Origin of the sequence: Haloterrigena sp. KLK7 (assembly GCF_037914945.1) — an archaeon.
GTDB lineage: Archaea > Halobacteriota > Halobacteria > Halobacteriales > Natrialbaceae > Haloterrigena > Haloterrigena salinisoli.
Map to the genome: position 1 here is coordinate 3,700,907 of NZ_CP149787.1, position 13,736 is coordinate 3,714,642.

At 68.1% G+C, this 13,736-nt stretch carries 13 protein-coding genes; 6 read left to right on the forward strand and 7 right to left on the reverse strand.

All coding sequences use genetic code 11. From position 1 onward, the window contains the following. Window positions 1–75: 75 nt before the first annotated feature. Together WD430_RS18300 and WD430_RS18305 are read right to left on the reverse strand one after the other, a co-directional pair. Complete coding sequence (locus WD430_RS18300; RefSeq protein WP_339103856.1) at window positions 76–714, reverse strand: metalloprotease; 639 nt, start codon at window positions 712–714, stop codon at window positions 76–78. After that, complete coding sequence (locus tag WD430_RS18305) at window positions 711–2,480, reverse strand: TraB/GumN family protein (protein ID WP_339103857.1); 1,770 nt, start codon at window positions 2,478–2,480, stop codon at window positions 711–713. The genes WD430_RS18300 and WD430_RS18305 overlap by 4 nt, the downstream gene beginning before the upstream one ends. Window positions 2,481–2,670: 190 nt before the next feature. Here WD430_RS18305 and WD430_RS18310 point away from each other — a divergent pair, with 190 nt between their 5' ends. After that, complete coding sequence (locus WD430_RS18310) at window positions 2,671–3,114, forward strand: acyl-CoA thioesterase (RefSeq protein WP_339103858.1); 444 nt, start codon at window positions 2,671–2,673, stop codon at window positions 3,112–3,114. 303 nt (window positions 3,115–3,417) lie between these two features. Here WD430_RS18310 and WD430_RS18315 read toward each other — a convergent pair whose 3' ends face one another. The 3 genes from WD430_RS18315 to WD430_RS18325 form a co-directional block, all read right to left on the reverse strand. Beyond that, window positions 3,418–3,657, reverse strand: a complete 240-nt coding sequence (locus WD430_RS18315; protein ID WP_339103859.1) for a glycine zipper 2TM domain-containing protein — start codon at window positions 3,655–3,657, stop codon at window positions 3,418–3,420. 136 nt (window positions 3,658–3,793) lie between these two features. Beyond that, window positions 3,794–4,573: an HAD-IIA family hydrolase gene (locus tag WD430_RS18320; RefSeq protein ID WP_339103860.1), complete on the reverse strand. Its 780-nt coding sequence runs from the start codon at window positions 4,571–4,573 to the stop codon at window positions 3,794–3,796. A 63-nt stretch (window positions 4,574–4,636) separates the two neighbouring features. Further along, on the reverse strand, window positions 4,637–5,056 hold the full coding sequence (locus tag WD430_RS18325) for an SHOCT domain-containing protein (RefSeq protein ID WP_339103861.1): 420 nt from the start codon (window positions 5,054–5,056) through the stop codon (window positions 4,637–4,639). A 180-nt stretch (window positions 5,057–5,236) separates the two neighbouring features. On the opposite strand from WD430_RS18325, the gene WD430_RS18330 reads away from it, so the two are divergent. From WD430_RS18330 to WD430_RS18340, 3 genes are all read left to right on the forward strand, one after another. Then, window positions 5,237–5,686, forward strand: coding sequence for a hypothetical protein (locus WD430_RS18330; protein ID WP_339103862.1), 450 nt, complete (start codon window positions 5,237–5,239; stop codon window positions 5,684–5,686). A gap of 56 nt (window positions 5,687–5,742) precedes the next feature. Further along, the gene (locus WD430_RS18335; protein ID WP_339103863.1) at window positions 5,743–7,005 is read left to right on the forward strand and encodes a M20/M25/M40 family metallo-hydrolase; all 1,263 of its coding nucleotides are present in this window, start codon (window positions 5,743–5,745) and stop codon (window positions 7,003–7,005) included. Between the two features lie 66 nt (window positions 7,006–7,071). Next, on the forward strand, window positions 7,072–7,536 hold the full coding sequence (locus tag WD430_RS18340) for a hypothetical protein (protein ID WP_339103864.1): 465 nt from the start codon (window positions 7,072–7,074) through the stop codon (window positions 7,534–7,536). An 84-nt stretch (window positions 7,537–7,620) separates the two neighbouring features. On the opposite strand, the gene WD430_RS18345 is transcribed toward WD430_RS18340, so the two are convergent. Further along, window positions 7,621–7,761, reverse strand: a complete 141-nt coding sequence (locus WD430_RS18345) for a rubrerythrin-like domain-containing protein (protein ID WP_339103865.1) — start codon at window positions 7,759–7,761, stop codon at window positions 7,621–7,623. 509 nt (window positions 7,762–8,270) lie between these two features. Here WD430_RS18345 and WD430_RS18350 point away from each other — a divergent pair. Next, the gene (locus WD430_RS18350) at window positions 8,271–9,491 is read left to right on the forward strand and encodes an MFS transporter (protein ID WP_339103866.1); all 1,221 of its coding nucleotides are present in this window, start codon (window positions 8,271–8,273) and stop codon (window positions 9,489–9,491) included. Between the two features lie 73 nt (window positions 9,492–9,564). Then, a complete protein-coding gene (locus WD430_RS18355) occupies window positions 9,565–9,696 on the forward strand; it encodes a rubrerythrin-like domain-containing protein (protein WP_339103867.1) in 132 nt (43 codons plus the stop codon). 158 nt (window positions 9,697–9,854) lie between these two features. Here WD430_RS18355 and WD430_RS18360 read toward each other — a convergent pair whose 3' ends face one another. Continuing rightward, on the reverse strand, window positions 9,855–13,628 hold the full coding sequence (locus WD430_RS18360; protein ID WP_407067129.1) for a chromosome segregation ATPase: 3,774 nt from the start codon (window positions 13,626–13,628) through the stop codon (window positions 9,855–9,857). Window positions 13,629–13,736: the final 108 nt, after the last annotated feature.

Here is a 13,736-nt window from a genome sequence, read left to right on the forward strand (position 1 = left end):
GGCCGTACTACTCGAGGTTGTCAGGGATGAGAGGAGGAAAATCGGCTCGGCGTCGGGCCGGACCGCCGACCCCCGTCAGAACAGATCGACGAACAGGACCACGTATCCCGCCAGCAGGACGCTCGGGACGAAGACGAGGGCGAAGACGCCCTTGTGCCAGTCGTAGACCGATTTGCCGTCCAGCGGACCGAAGGGGATCATGTTGAACGCGGCCAGCACCAGGTTGATCCAGACGCCCATCCGACCGATGGTTCCGAGCGGGGCCGGCATGATCATCAGCGGCAGGAACATGATCGCGAGCAGGTGGTTGGTGATCGGCCCGGCGAGGGCGACCATCGCGTTCTCGCGCTGCGTGATCCGGCCGCGGTGATAAACGGCGCCCGGCGCGGCGAAGAGGAACCCGACGAGCGCGCCCATGAGCGCCAGAAACAGCATCTGGTAGTCCGCGCGGAACTCGGCGATCTGGCCGTGTTCGATCGCGACGACCTTGTGGGCGAGCTCGTGTAACAGGAAGGCGACGCCGACGGTAACGAGGCTCAACCCGACCATCCCGACGAAGTAGCCGACGCTGCTCCCACCGCGGTGGATCGGCGCGAATATCAGCGAGAACGCGACCGATAGCGTCACCCACGCGACGGCGAGATCGATCAGTTCCCGGTCGCTGAAGGTCAGCTCCGGACCGGATCCGGCCCGCTGCCGCGTTCGCGTGCTCATGTCACCAGCCCTCGGAGCAACTCGAGCGTGTTCTCGGCCCCGCGGAAGAGCTCACCGAACAGGGCGTCGATACCGCCGATTTCGGGCGCCATCCACGGCAACACGCCGACCACGAACAGGAAGCTCGCGATCATGCTCCCGATGTTGGTCAGCGCGACGATCATGATGAGTCGGAACAGCGGCACCTCGAACATGTCCGCGAAGGCCTCCTCGATCGGGCGCTCGGTGTCGTCGATGATCTGGTTCAACGTCTGGATGTCCCGGACGTTGACCGGCCGGTACTTGAGTTCGACGTAGCCGGCGAACCAGCCCGGCGCCAGCAGCGGATTGATGCTCGTCAGCCAGGCGACCGCCCCGCCGACGCCGGCGCTGATCCAGCGCGCGCCGGCGAGACGGGCGAGCGTGAACGCGAAGAGTCCGTTGATCAGGAACCACGCCCCGAACAGCTGGAGCAGGAAGGTGTCCTGTACGCCCGCCATGACCAACAGGAAGAAGAAGGCGACGAACCCGAGCGTGAGCAGGTAGCCGACGAGCTTCATCGGCGAGAACCGGCTGCTCGAGGTCGTCCCCGACAGCGACTCGAGCGAGGGGATCTCCGATGGGTTCTCGAGGTGGCGCTCGATGCCGGCCTTGTGTCCGGCGCCGACGACGGCGAGCACGTCGTAGCCCTGCTCGCGAAGCCGGTGGAGGTGGGTAGCGATGTAGGCGTCGCGTTCGTCGATCAGGGCGTTGGCCCCGCGCGGACTGAACTGACGGAACTCCTCCATCATCGCCGCGACGACGTCACCGTCGGTCATCTCCTCGATATCGACCTCGTCGATCTCGTCGACGTCGCCGCTGACGGTATCGAGGAAGAGCCCGACGACGGCGCCGACGAGAACGCCGACGCCGAGACCGGCCAGCAAGCCGACCGTCCCGCGGACCGCGTAGGTGCCGATACCCTCGAAGGCCCCCGCGGAGAACGGTCCGACGGAGACCTCCATCGCGACGAGCGCGAGACAGGCGGCGATTCCGACCCCGATCCCGGCGAGGATCCGTATCGTGAATCCGCCGGCGATGCCGTTCGATCTGCCGACCGACTCGAGCGAGGGGAGAAAGAGGAGCCCGAGGAGGGCACCGCCGAGGGCGCCGGCGGTGACGGCGCCGGCGTACGCCAGCGTCGTCGAGCCGGTGAGCCCGAGCAACAGGAAGTCGCCCAGCCCGAACAGCGGCGCGAGGAACGCACCGAAGAGAAGGCCGAAAAGGGCGCCGCCGATGGCTCCGAACGAGAGGCCGATGGTTCGGGGATCGGTGACTCCCAGCGCGAGACCGCCGACCATCTTCAGCTTCTCGGTGAACGAGAGCCCGCGCCAGAACCGCTGGATCGTCACCTGAATGTCCCGGTCGACCAGCGCGACGCCGCTGCCGTTGCGTTCGGCGGCCTCGATGGCGGCGCGCATGTCCGCGCCGGGTTCGATGTCGAACTGGTCGCCGAGCCGCGACTGGACGTAGGAGAGCATCCAGTAAGCCAGAAACTGGAAGACGGTGTTCCCCGAGAGGAGGTCGCCCGCCTCGATGTCGTCCGGCGCGCCGCCCTGCATCTGGCGGTATCGGTTCTCGTCGAGTTCGACGGCGACGACGTCTGGCTGCTCGCGATCGATCGCCTCGTGGACGTCGTCGACGCTCGACTGCGAGACGTGGGCCGTCCCGAGAACGTGAACGGAGCCCTCTTCGTCACCCGGCGGATCGGGAGGCGCCGGCACGTCGGCGTCGCCTGCATCGCTCATTAGCGGATCAACTCGGCGACGACTTTTACCAGTATCGAAGCCGGGGGAAATAATAAATGCAATCGATTCTCCGTCGCATATAACGACTGCTCGCGCCGATCGGCGTTCGCGTCACCGAGATCTGGCGCCCGCGTCAGTGCGGGCCGACGCGGCGACAAGAGTGACTGCGTTCGCCTCGAACGGACCATCGATGACTGATCTCATCGAGACGCTCGTCGAGAACCGCGAGATGGTCCAACCCAATCACGCCAATATGCTCGACACGGCCCACGGCGGAAACGTGATGAAGTGGATGGACGAGGTCGGCGCCATGTCCGCGATGCTGTTCTCCGGCGAAACCTGCGTGACGGCCCGCGTCAACCAGATGAACTTCCGGCGGCCGATCCACGTCGGTGACACCGCCTATATCACGGCCTACGTCTACGACACCGGGACCTCGAGCGTGAAGGTCCGGCTGGTCGCCGAGCGCGAGGATCTGCGGACGCGAGAGCGGGAGACGACGACGGAATCCTACTTCGTTTACGTCGCGATCGACGACGAGAAGCGTCCGACGGCGGTGCCCGACCTGACCGTCGACAGCGAGCAGGGGGCGGCGCTACGACGGGCGGCCCTCGAGGGGGACGGCGACCGCTGATCGAGAGCGGCGGAAACGGGACGCGAGACGGGTCGGCGCGCTTCGGCGATCGATCGGTTCCGATCGACTCCGCGGCGATGGCGACGGCCTACATCCGCGACCGGGGTGTCGGTCGTCGGCCGTCGTTCACCGGTCGTCGTTCGCCGATTACGTTCACTGATCGTCGTTCGCCGAGCCCGGTCGCCGATTCCGGCTACCGGTCGCTCGAGAACGCGGTCGACCGACTGGATCGACGGACACGTCTCTCGGACCTGAGATCGTGCGCAGAGCCGATTCGTTCGAGCGGCGAAAACGGACGGCGCCTCAGTTCGCGTCGCTATCGCCGTCTCCCGACAGCGGACCGAAGTCCCGTTCTCTGGCCGTTTCGAGGGCGACCGTCGCCGTCTCGCGGGTGTCGGCGATGGTCGCACCGGCCATCGCGCCGACCGCGCCGCCGGTGCTCGCGGCGTTTCGACTGAAGACGGAACCGATCGCGGCGCCGACGGCCGCGCCGATCGCGGCGTACCGGGCCCGGAGCAAGACGTGCTTGATTCGTTCTTTCATAGTACTCTGTTCGTGACTGTAACTCATAAATATGTCTCTCGACGGCGCGATTTGCGGAATCGGCGATCCGGGCACGATCAGGGGAGACTCGAGGCCAGTCCGAAGATTTCACACCGAACGGTCGCCGGTCGCGCCGCTACAGCAGCGTCGCGACGTCGGCCAGCGACTCGAGGACGTGATCGGGCTGGACGTCGGCCGTCTCGAGGTCGCCCCGGTCGGTCACGCCGGTCAACACGAGCGCGGTCGTCATGCCGGCCCGTTCCCCCAGCGCGATGTCGGTGTTGAGCCGGTCGCCGACGACCAGCGTTCGGTCGGGAGCGGCGTTCAGCCGATCCATCGCCGCGGCGGCGGCGATCGACGAGGGTTTCCCGAGGATCGCGTCGGGTTCCCGGCCGGCGACGGCCTCCATCGCGGCGAGGATCGCCCCCGAACCGGGGATCTCGCCGTCGTCGATCGGGATCGTCGCGTCCGGATCGGTTCCGTAGAAGGGCACGTCGCCCTCGAGGGCCCGCAGGGACTCCCAGAGCGTGTCGAAGGAGAACTCCCGGTCGAACGATCCGAGCACGACGTCCGCCGCGTCGGGATCGTCGGTCAGCCCGACGGCCGAGTCCTCGAGGATGGTCCGGAGCCGATCGCTGCCGACGAGATAGACCGTCGCGTCGGGATACGTCGTCGCGAGGTACTCCGCCGAGACCGTCGCCGAGGTGAGGACGGTCGCCGGATCGACGTCGATCCCGTGGGGCTCGAGTTTCGTCCCGTAGTGATCGCTGCCCCGCGTCGGGTTGTTCGAGAACAGGAGTCGATCGATGCCGGCGTCTTCGAGAGCCCGGAGACCGTCGGTAACGTTCGGGAGCAACTCCTCACCGCGGACGACGGTGCCGTCGACGTCGAGGATCGCCGCCTCGTAGTCGGTCATCGGCCGGGACTACGTCCGGCCGGCGATTGAGTGTTGGGATGGTCCGCGGTCGAGTGACGACGGTCAGTTCGATCGCTCGAGTTCGAGTTCCAGGTCCGACGTCTCGAGTCCGGCGGCGTCGGCCCGCTCGTTGGACTCGATCAGGCGATCCAGTTTCGCCTCGAACTCCGCTTCGGAGAGTTCGCCGTCGGCGTATCGCTCCTGCAGTCTCGTGACGGGATCGCTCGCGGACGCCGTGGTCTCGGATTCGGACTCGGCCCCGACGGCGTTCCGTTCGGCCGCGCGATCGGCGTCGGCTCGCTCGTCGCGGCGGGTGAGATACCAGATCAGGAACGTGCTGACCACGAACAGCGCCGTGATTCCGAGTGCCCACAGCGGTCCCGCCAGTAGCAGGGCGGCGACGATCACGACGTCGGCCAGGACGAACTTGATGGCGAAGATTTCCGTGAGATTGTAGCTTCGGCCGCCGCTCTCGCTGCCCATACGTGACAGTTGGGTGTCGTTCGAAATAACTGTGCGGGACTGGCGGACGAGCGCTCTCGCGTCCCGGACTGTCGCGCGGTTCGAATCGGCGGTCGTCGGTACCGGGCGACACCGCGTCGAGAGGGAAATCGGTCTCTCGCCGGGACAACCCACATCACGCTGTCGAACGAACGGTCGGGTATGACGCTCGATACCGAGGCTCCCGATCCCCCCGCGCTCCGGGGACCGCAAGATCCGGGTGACTACGACGCCGTCGACGAACCCGAGGAGCGAACCGGCGACGACACGTACCGCGAGGACCTGGCCGACCTGCTCGAGGCGGGCGCCTGGGCGGACGCCTTCGACGACTGGGCCGACCGGACCGACCTGTCCGACGCGGCGTTTCGGGTCGTCCGCGAGGAAGGGTTGCTCCGCCGACTCGACTTCTACTGGAATCCGGCGGCCGAGGACGTCGGCTACCGCGTTCCACCGGTCCCCGAGGACCTGTTCGCGGCCCGCGAGACCCCCGAGTCGGACGACGTCGAGGACGTCGAAGAGGAGTTGGACGACCTCGCGCGGACGGTCAGCGAAGTGCTCGAGAACGATTACATCCACCGGGGGAGCGAGGAGTTCGGGTACGATTGGGAGTGACTCGATCCGTGTACGCAAGGCCGAGGGTTTAGCCGTCCAGAACCGACCGAGCGAGTATGCACGACGGCCGGGACCCGATCGAGCCGGTACGGTATCTGGCGGACACCCCCGGAGAACTGCTCGAAACGACCCGCCGAATCGTGGCGGCGGACACCCGGAATCCGCCCGGGGACACGAAACCGCTCGTCGACTGGCTCGTCGACGAGTTCGAGTCGCTGGGGTTCGACTGCGAGCGGTTCGGCGTCGATCCGATGAAACCGAACGTCGTCGCGACGATCCCCGGCGCCGACGACTTCACGCTCCTGTACAACGGTCACGTCGATACGGTTCCGTTCGACGCCGCGGAGTGGGAGCGCGATCCGCTCGGCGAGGTGGACGGCGACCGCCTGTACGGCCGCGGAACGACCGATATGAAGGGCGCGATCGGGGCGATGCTGCAGGTCGCCCGCGCCTACGCGCACACCGACACCGAGCCGCCGGTGACCCTGCAGTTCGCCCTCGTGAGCGACGAGGAGGTCTGGGGCGACATCGGACTGGCCGACCGACTGGCGGACGAGCGACTGGATCCCGACGCCTGTATCGTCGGCGAGGCGACCGGTCGGACCGACGTCAACTCGATCGCGGTCGGCGACCGGAGCTACGTCTGGCCGACGATCGAGTACGCGGGCCGGGCCGCCCACGGGTCGCGACCGATGCTCGGCGAGAACGCGATCGATCAGCTCTACGAGGTGCTGCAGGTCTGTCGCCGACGTCTCCGGGAGTTCGACGTACCGACGGACGGGATCGACGACGAGATCCTCGACGAGAGCGTCGCGTACTACGCCCGGTATCTGGACGCGGCGTCCGCCAGCGCGCTGTTCTACTCGCCGACAGTCAATCTCGGTCGGTTCTCCGGCGGTGACGCGGTCAACACCGTTCCCTCGAGCGCCCGGGCCGACCTCGACGTCCGCGTGTTGCCGACGGTCGAGCCAGAAGCGATCGTCTCGCGGATTCGCGACTGTCTCGACGACCGGGCAGCCGCGACGCTCACGGACATCACGTGGTCGGAGGGCTCGTACACGGATCCGGAGTCCGCGATCGTCCGCGCGACGACCGACGTCGTCGACGATGTCGTTCCGACGCCGGTCTACCGCCGATTCGCGACGGGCGGCGGCGACGCCCAGGTCTTTCGGGAGGCCGGCGTTCCGACGGTCGAGTTCGCGACCGGAACGGGGACGGCGCACGCGGTCGACGAGTACACGACCGCGGACAAACTCCTGCAAAACGCGACCGCGTACGCTCGAGTGCCGTTCGCGATCGATCGGGAACGCAGCGGGTGACGTCCGATCCTCGCCTTCCGACCGGAGGTGGGAATTCTTATCCGCGGACCCGCCCTACGTCCGCGTATGACACTCGAGGTCGAACCCCCCGAGCCGCCGGAGCTGGACTTCGTCGACCCGAACGAGTACGAGGACGCGACGATCAGCGCCGACGGGGACGTCGACTACCGCCGCGAGGAGCTCCAGGAGTTCCTCGAGACGGGCGCCTGGGAGGAAGCGTTCGACGAGTGGCGCGAGGACACCGATCTCGAGGAACGGGAGTACGAGATCGCCCGGGAGTTGGATCTCTTCGCCGGTTTCGACTTCTTCTGGGACGACTTCGCCGACAGAGTCGGCTACCACGCGCCCGGCATTCCGGAGGACTGGCAGGCCCGGGAGTACCACCCCGACCTCGACACGTGGGGAACCGTCTCCTCGATCAACGCCGAACTGACCGAATTCGGACAGATCGTCTCGGTGACCCTCAAGGAGGAGTACGTCGACTGGGAGGCCGAGTACGAACCGCCGGAGGACCTCCCGGACTTCGATTGACGAGCGCGGCCGTCGCGACCGCACTCTCGAGCGTGGCAGGAAAGCGCGCGAGCGACTGAACTACTGACCGACCGACCCGGCGAGCTATGCCCGGGCGACCGCGATGTTTCTCGTCCGCCCGCCGCACTCGGGACAGGACTCGAGCGAGTCGGTCATCTCTCGGTAGCCACACTCACTACACTCGTAGTACGATCGGTCCGGCGCGTGTGGGGCGGGATGCACCATAGTGGAATGAGATGACTTACCACGAAAAAGCGTTGTGCTGGGACAGTTAGTACGACCTTCTACAATCATACTTGGGTAGACATCCTATAATATTGATCGTACGCCCAATTATTCTCGACATCGGGGGAGCCAGAGATGAGAGAGTTCGACGCCCGAATTCCGTTCCGTTCGGCGGAATCTCGAGACGGTCGTGGGGTCATACTCGAGCCCGTCCCGTCTTCGAACGTCCACCTTCCCAGCAATCGCGGGGAGAACACGGTTTTATCGACCCGTTCGTATTCTCGGTCGGGATCGACGATACGCGAGTCGGAACGAAACGACCTCGAGAGCAATTCTCGCGCGGGTGATCCTCGCGCGTTCGTCTCCCGAGTGGGGACCGCAACGACCGCGCGAATCGGACCGATCTGTTCCTCGCACCACCGAGACACCATCGACGGCCGAACCGCCCTCCTCGAGTCCGAAATCGGTGGGTATTCGTCGGTCGTTCGGCTATCCCCGATAGACCCCACATGGCGCTTCGCGAGACGGTCGACCGGCTTCGCGGCTTCGACGTCCTCGTCCTGACGGCCGCCATCTGGTTTCTCGCGAAGTTCCTCCGCTACGCCTTCCCGCCGCTGTTCGACTCGTTTCAGGCGAGCTACGGCGTCTCGAACGCGGTGCTCGGGACCGCCTACACCGGGCTGATGCTCGTCTACGCGGCCATGCAGTTTCCCTCCGGCGTGCTCGCGGACCGCTTCGGCTCGGTGGGCGTCATCACCGCGGGCGTCGTCGTCGCGGCCGTCGCCGCGCTCGCGCTGGTCGTCGACTCGCCGTTCCTCGTCCTCGTCGGCGCGATGCTCGTCATGGGCGCCGGCACCGGGGCACACAAGACCGTCGCCGTTCGACTGCTGTCGCGCGCCTATCCCGCGCGGACGGGCCGGGCGCTCGGCGTGCTCGACACGTTCGGCGCGTTCGGCGGCGTCGTCGCACCGGCCGTGATCGTCGCCGTGGCGAGCGTCCCGTTCGCGCTGGGCGAGAGCTGGCGGCTGCTCTTCCTGGGCGCCGGACTCCTCGGACTCGCCCTCGGCGCGACGTTCCGGGTACGCGTTCCCCGACGGCTGCCGGACGACTCCGCGGGCGATGCCGCCACGGCCGCCGTCTCGGCCGGCGGCATCGGTCAGTACACGACGCTCCTCCGGGACCGGCGGTTCGCGGTGTTCGCGCTGGTGACGGTGCTGTTCTCGTTCACCTACAACGGGTTCGTCGCGTTCGCCCCGCTCTATCTCACGCAGGAGGCGGGACTGACCGACGCGACGGCGGGATTCCTCTACAGCGCCCTCTTCCTCGCGAGCCTGGTCCAGCTCGTCACCGGCGACCTCAGCGACCGGATCGGGCGACTCCCGATCATCGTCGGCACGCTCGGGCTGGCGTCGGTCGCGATGACCGCCTTCATCGCGCTGACCGGGACGGCCGGACCGCTGGTCCTGGGCGCGACGCTGATCTCGGTCGGCATCGGCTCCCACGGCTTTCGGCCCGTGCGAGGGGCCTACCTGATGTCGACGATCCCCGACGACGTCGCCGGCGGCGGCCTCGGCGTCGTCCGGACGCTGTTGATGGCCGCGGGGGCGATCGCTCCCGCGATCGTCGGCACACTCTCGGAAACCGCCGGTTTCCGGCCCGCCTTCGCCCTTCTCGCGGCGTCGGTCGCCGCCGCCACGGCGCTCGGCGCCGTGCTCTGGCTGCTCGAGTAGTCGACTTCGATGACAGTCATCACCCCTGTTTACCGTGGAAAGAGTTAACGTACCTCGGTGCAAATGTTGACACATGACAGTCACCGACCAGCTCGAGTACGAGTGCGTCGCGTGCGGACACCGCGAGACGGTCGCCGACGCGCTCGTCAGCACCTGTCGGCGATGCGGGGGCGAGATGCGAAACGTCGAACCGATCCGGGAGTAACGAGCGACCACCAGATCCCGTACGGCGGGCGCCAGCGCCGTTTTTTCGCCAGTTCCGTCGCGTAGCGTCGCTGTCCGCGAACGCGATACGTCTCCCGAGTGACCGATACCGTCCTCGAGAACGGGACGACGATTCGAGTCGAGCGAAAGCGCGATCCCTTACCGCCTCGCCGCGACGGCACCGGCGATCAGAACGACGCCGAGCACGACGGCGACGACACCGATCGTCCCCTCGCCCGCGAGCGCGAGCGAGCCGCCGGCGACGACGCCGGCACCGCCCCCGCCGGCAGCGAGCGGGACGACCACATCGCCCGTCGCGGACGACTGATCCTGGTCCCGAGACCGGTCGTCCGTCTCGAGTCGCTCTCGCAACTCACCGACGTCCGTCCGCAGCGCCTCGAGTTTCTCCTCGCGGGCCGACGACGACTCTACGTCGTCGATCGCCGACTCGAGCGCGTCCAGCCGATCCGAGAGCCCCGTCAGCCGGTCGTCCGTCGACTCGAGCGCCGCCTCGTCCGGCGTGGCGTCGAGCGCCGCCGCGAGTTCGTCGACCTCGCTCGCGACCGACTCGAGGCGGTCGTCGTGCGCCTCGATCGAGTCGGCCTGCCGATCGAGCCGGGACCCGTGATCGCTCGTTCGATCGTCGAGTTCGTCCATCCGATCGTCGAGTTCGTCCATCCGATCGTCGAACTCGCTCGTCCGGTCGTCGAGTCCGTCGGTGCGGGCGGCCAGTTCGTCGACGCGATCCCCGACGGCCTCGAGGCGTTCCGCGACGTCGTCCGGCGCCGTCTCGCGGTCGGCCTCGAGCGCCGCGATCGCCTCGCGCGTTTCGTCGGACGACGCGCGAAGCGCATCGAGATCGCGCTCGAGACCGTCGATCGACTCCTCGAGCGTCGCAACGGCCTCCGTGGACGCGGTCGTTTCGTCGAGCGAGTCGAGTCGCTCGTCGAGTTCGGCGACGCGTTCTGAAACCCGCTCGACGTCGGCGTCGACGCCGTCGACGGTTTCGGTGACCCCTTCGAATCGGTCGTCGATGTCGGCCTCGAGCGAGTCGACCTCGGCATCGAGACCCTCGAGACGGTCCTCGAGCGCGTCGGTCTCGTCCGCCACGGTCGTTCGGAGGTCGGTCGCGACGTCGTCGAGGTCCGCCTCGACCGAGGCGATTCGATCCGTCAGCGTCGTCTCCAGTTCCTCGAACCGAGCCTCGAGCGCGCCGAGTTCGTCCGCGAGGGCGTCGATCTCCGCCGTCGCCGACTCGACCGTCTCGCGCGTCCCCGCGAGCGAATCGGACAGTTCGGCGACCGCGTCGGCGTCCGGAGCCGCCTCGTCGAGCCGATCGAGCCGCGACTCGAGGGTCGCGAAGTCGTCCTCGATCGATCCGATCGCGTCCTCGAGTCTCGTCTCGACGTCGGCCGTCCGGTCCTCGAGTCGCGCCTCGGTTTCCGTCACCGTCGCTTCGAGGTCGGCGGTCGCCGCCGCGAGTCGGTCGTCGACGTCGGCCTCGAGCGAGTCGAACTCGGCGCCGAGGTCGTCGACGTCGCTCCCGACGGCCTCGAGGTCGGCCGCGAGATCGGTGACGGTGTCCTCGAGCGCCGCCCGTTCCGCGAGGTCGTCGAGTCGTTCCGCGACGGCCGCGACGCCATCGCCGAGTTCCCCGAGCTCCGCCTCGAGGGCGTCGAGTTCGTCTTCGACGGCATCGACCCGCTCGCCGTCGGCCGCCGTCGACTCGAGGTCAGCGATCGTCTCTCGAGCGCGTTCCAGGCGCGCTTCCAGCTCGTCGGCTCGGTCGCCCAGCGTCTCGCGGGCGTCGGTGACGTCGTCGGCCAGCGTCTCGACGCGGTCGTCCGTCGAGGCGAGGCGTTCGTCGACGTCCGTGAGGTCCTCGTCGACAGCTTCGAGATCCGTCGCGGTCGCCTCGAGTTCGCCCTCGACCGCGTCGATTTCGTCCTCGATCGTCGCCACCACCTCCTCGATATCGGCGTCGATGGCAGCCAGGTCGTCGTCGACCGTCTCCTCGATCGCCTCGATGTCCGCCGCGAGTCGCTCGAGGTCGTCGTCGGTCCGCTCGACGTGGTCGTCGAGCCGATCGTCGACGCCGTCGATCCGAGCCGACTGCGTCTCGAGACCGTCGTCCAGATCGTCGATACGGCTCCCGATCCGGTCGACGTCCTCGCCGACCGCGTCGAGCGTCTCGTCCAATCGATCGATCGTCCCGATCGCGTCCTCGAGGGCGGCCGCGGACGCGGTCTCCGCCTCGAGACGCGCTAAGTCCGTTCGGAGCGTCGCCAGCCGATCGTCCAGCGCGGCCGCTCTGTCGTCGACCCCTTCGAGATCGTCGGTGAGCGCCTCGATCCGCTCCTCGAGGGCCGCGCGTTCGTCCGCGGTCGTCTCCGACAGCGCCTCGAGGTCGGCCTCGAGCCCGGATTCCAGCCCGTCGAGGTCCGCCGCCAGCTCCGATTCGAGATCGTCGAGATCACCCTCCAGCCCGGCCTCGAGCGCCTCGAGATCGGCCGCCAGATCGGTCGCGAGCCCGTCGACGTCCGCTTCCAGTTCCGCGAAGGCCGTCGAGAGCGCGTCGAGCTCGTCCCCGAGTTCGTCGACCGTCTCGTCGCTCGCGTGCGTCTCGCTCTCGGCCTCGAGGTCGCGCAGGTCGGCGGCGAACGCCTCGAGGCGCTCGTCGAGGTCCGCGACCGTCTCGGCCTCGGCCGTCCGCTCCTCGACGTACTCGAGCTCCTCGAACGCCGCCTCGAGGTCGGTTCGAACCGATTCGATCTCCTCGTCGCGGTCGGCGAGCCGGTCGAACAGCTGCTCGATGGCGTCGTCCGCGCGGTCGCGGTCCGCGTCGGCCCCGCCGTCCAGATCGCCGTCGAAGGCGAGCGTCGTCGATCCGTTCGCGTCCGGAGCGGCCGCGACCCCGCTCGCTCCGTCGCCACCGGCGCCATCGTCCTCGCCCGTCGACCAGGTGACGTCCTCGTAGGCGTCGACGTCGTCCTCGGCCGCCGCGAGGGCGCCTCGGGCGGCGCTCCCGGCGGGATCGTCTGCCAGCCGCACGCCGCGAACCGAGAACGGGAGCGGCGCCGCGTCGAACCGCCCGCCGAGCAGGAACTCGAGTCCCTCGATCGCGCCGTCGCCGGCGACCGCGATCGGGACGGCCAGCCCCTGCTGGACGTCGTTCTCGTCGGCTTCGGCCGCGACCGCGTCGGCGAGGTCGCCGATCAGCGCGTCGTAGGCCTGCGCGAGCGCGCTCTCGATCTCGCCCGACGCCGCGTCGGGATCGAGCGTGAACTCCTCGAGGACGGCCGCGATCGCCGCCGGCTCGCGGCCGGTCTCGGCCGCCGCCCGCTCGACGATCCACTCGCTGCCCTTCGCGAGCGAGAACGCCAGCGCGGGCACGCCGTAGTAGGCCAGCGCGACGCCGGTCGTCTGCGACCCGAGACAGATCCCGAGCCCGGTGTAGTTGTCATCGGCCAGCTGGTCGTAGACGACGGCGAACCCCCTGCTGATCGGTGTGGCGTCGGCCGCGTACTCGTCCACGACCGACGCGACGGTCTCGCGGTGGGCCTCGGTCGGCTCCGCGGCGTCGACCAGCGTCCCCGGCGTCGTATAGCAGAGGCGGCCGTCGCCAGCGTCGATCTCGAGCGTCTCCTCGAGCAGCGCCTCGAGGACCGGTTCGGCGTAGCCGTCGACCGTCAAGACCCCGTTAGAAAACAGCGACTCGGGCGTCGTCCCGGTCGCGTCGGCGACCGCCTCGGCGGTCGTCCCGACCGCGTAGGTCGTTCCGTCTCGCTCTACGAACAGTCCGTCCTCCGGCGAGTCGGTCGCCGTGACGTCGTCGACCGGAACGACGACCGGCGGTACCGATTCGATCGCGTCCCCGGCCGGTTCGGTGGCCACCCTGAGTGCTCCCGGTCCGATATCGAGACCCGTTCCCATGCTACCGGGAAGTCAGAGCGCCCTCTTTGAGCTTTGGCTCCGAATACCAGATGTGAAAATCGAGTGCGGACGCGTCTCGGCGCGTTCGGCCGAGAGACGGCAGTTTCG

Coding starts and splice junctions, on each gene's coding strand:
- WD430_RS18355 (WP_339103867.1), top strand. CDS start 9,565: ATGACAGTCACCGACCAGCTCGAGTACGAGTGCGTCGCGTGCGGACAC.
- WD430_RS18305 (WP_339103857.1), bottom strand. CDS start 2,480: ATGAGCGATGCAGGCGACGCCGACGTGCCGGCGCCTCCCGATCCGCCG.
- WD430_RS18350 (WP_339103866.1), top strand. CDS start 8,271: ATGGCGCTTCGCGAGACGGTCGACCGGCTTCGCGGCTTCGACGTCCTC.
- WD430_RS18315 (WP_339103859.1), bottom strand. CDS start 3,657: ATGAAAGAACGAATCAAGCACGTCTTGCTCCGGGCCCGGTACGCCGCG.
- WD430_RS18300 (WP_339103856.1), bottom strand. CDS start 714: ATGAGCACGCGAACGCGGCAGCGGGCCGGATCCGGTCCGGAGCTGACC.
- WD430_RS18345 (WP_339103865.1), bottom strand. CDS start 7,761: ATGGTGCATCCCGCCCCACACGCGCCGGACCGATCGTACTACGAGTGT.
- WD430_RS18320 (WP_339103860.1), bottom strand. CDS start 4,573: ATGACCGACTACGAGGCGGCGATCCTCGACGTCGACGGCACCGTCGTC.
- WD430_RS18335 (WP_339103863.1), top strand. CDS start 5,743: ATGCACGACGGCCGGGACCCGATCGAGCCGGTACGGTATCTGGCGGAC.
- WD430_RS18330 (WP_339103862.1), top strand. CDS start 5,237: ATGACGCTCGATACCGAGGCTCCCGATCCCCCCGCGCTCCGGGGACCG.
- WD430_RS18340 (WP_339103864.1), top strand. CDS start 7,072: ATGACACTCGAGGTCGAACCCCCCGAGCCGCCGGAGCTGGACTTCGTC.
- WD430_RS18325 (WP_339103861.1), bottom strand. CDS start 5,056: ATGGGCAGCGAGAGCGGCGGCCGAAGCTACAATCTCACGGAAATCTTC.
- WD430_RS18310 (WP_339103858.1), top strand. CDS start 2,671: ATGACTGATCTCATCGAGACGCTCGTCGAGAACCGCGAGATGGTCCAA.
- WD430_RS18360 (WP_407067129.1), bottom strand. CDS start 13,628: ATGGGAACGGGTCTCGATATCGGACCGGGAGCACTCAGGGTGGCCACC.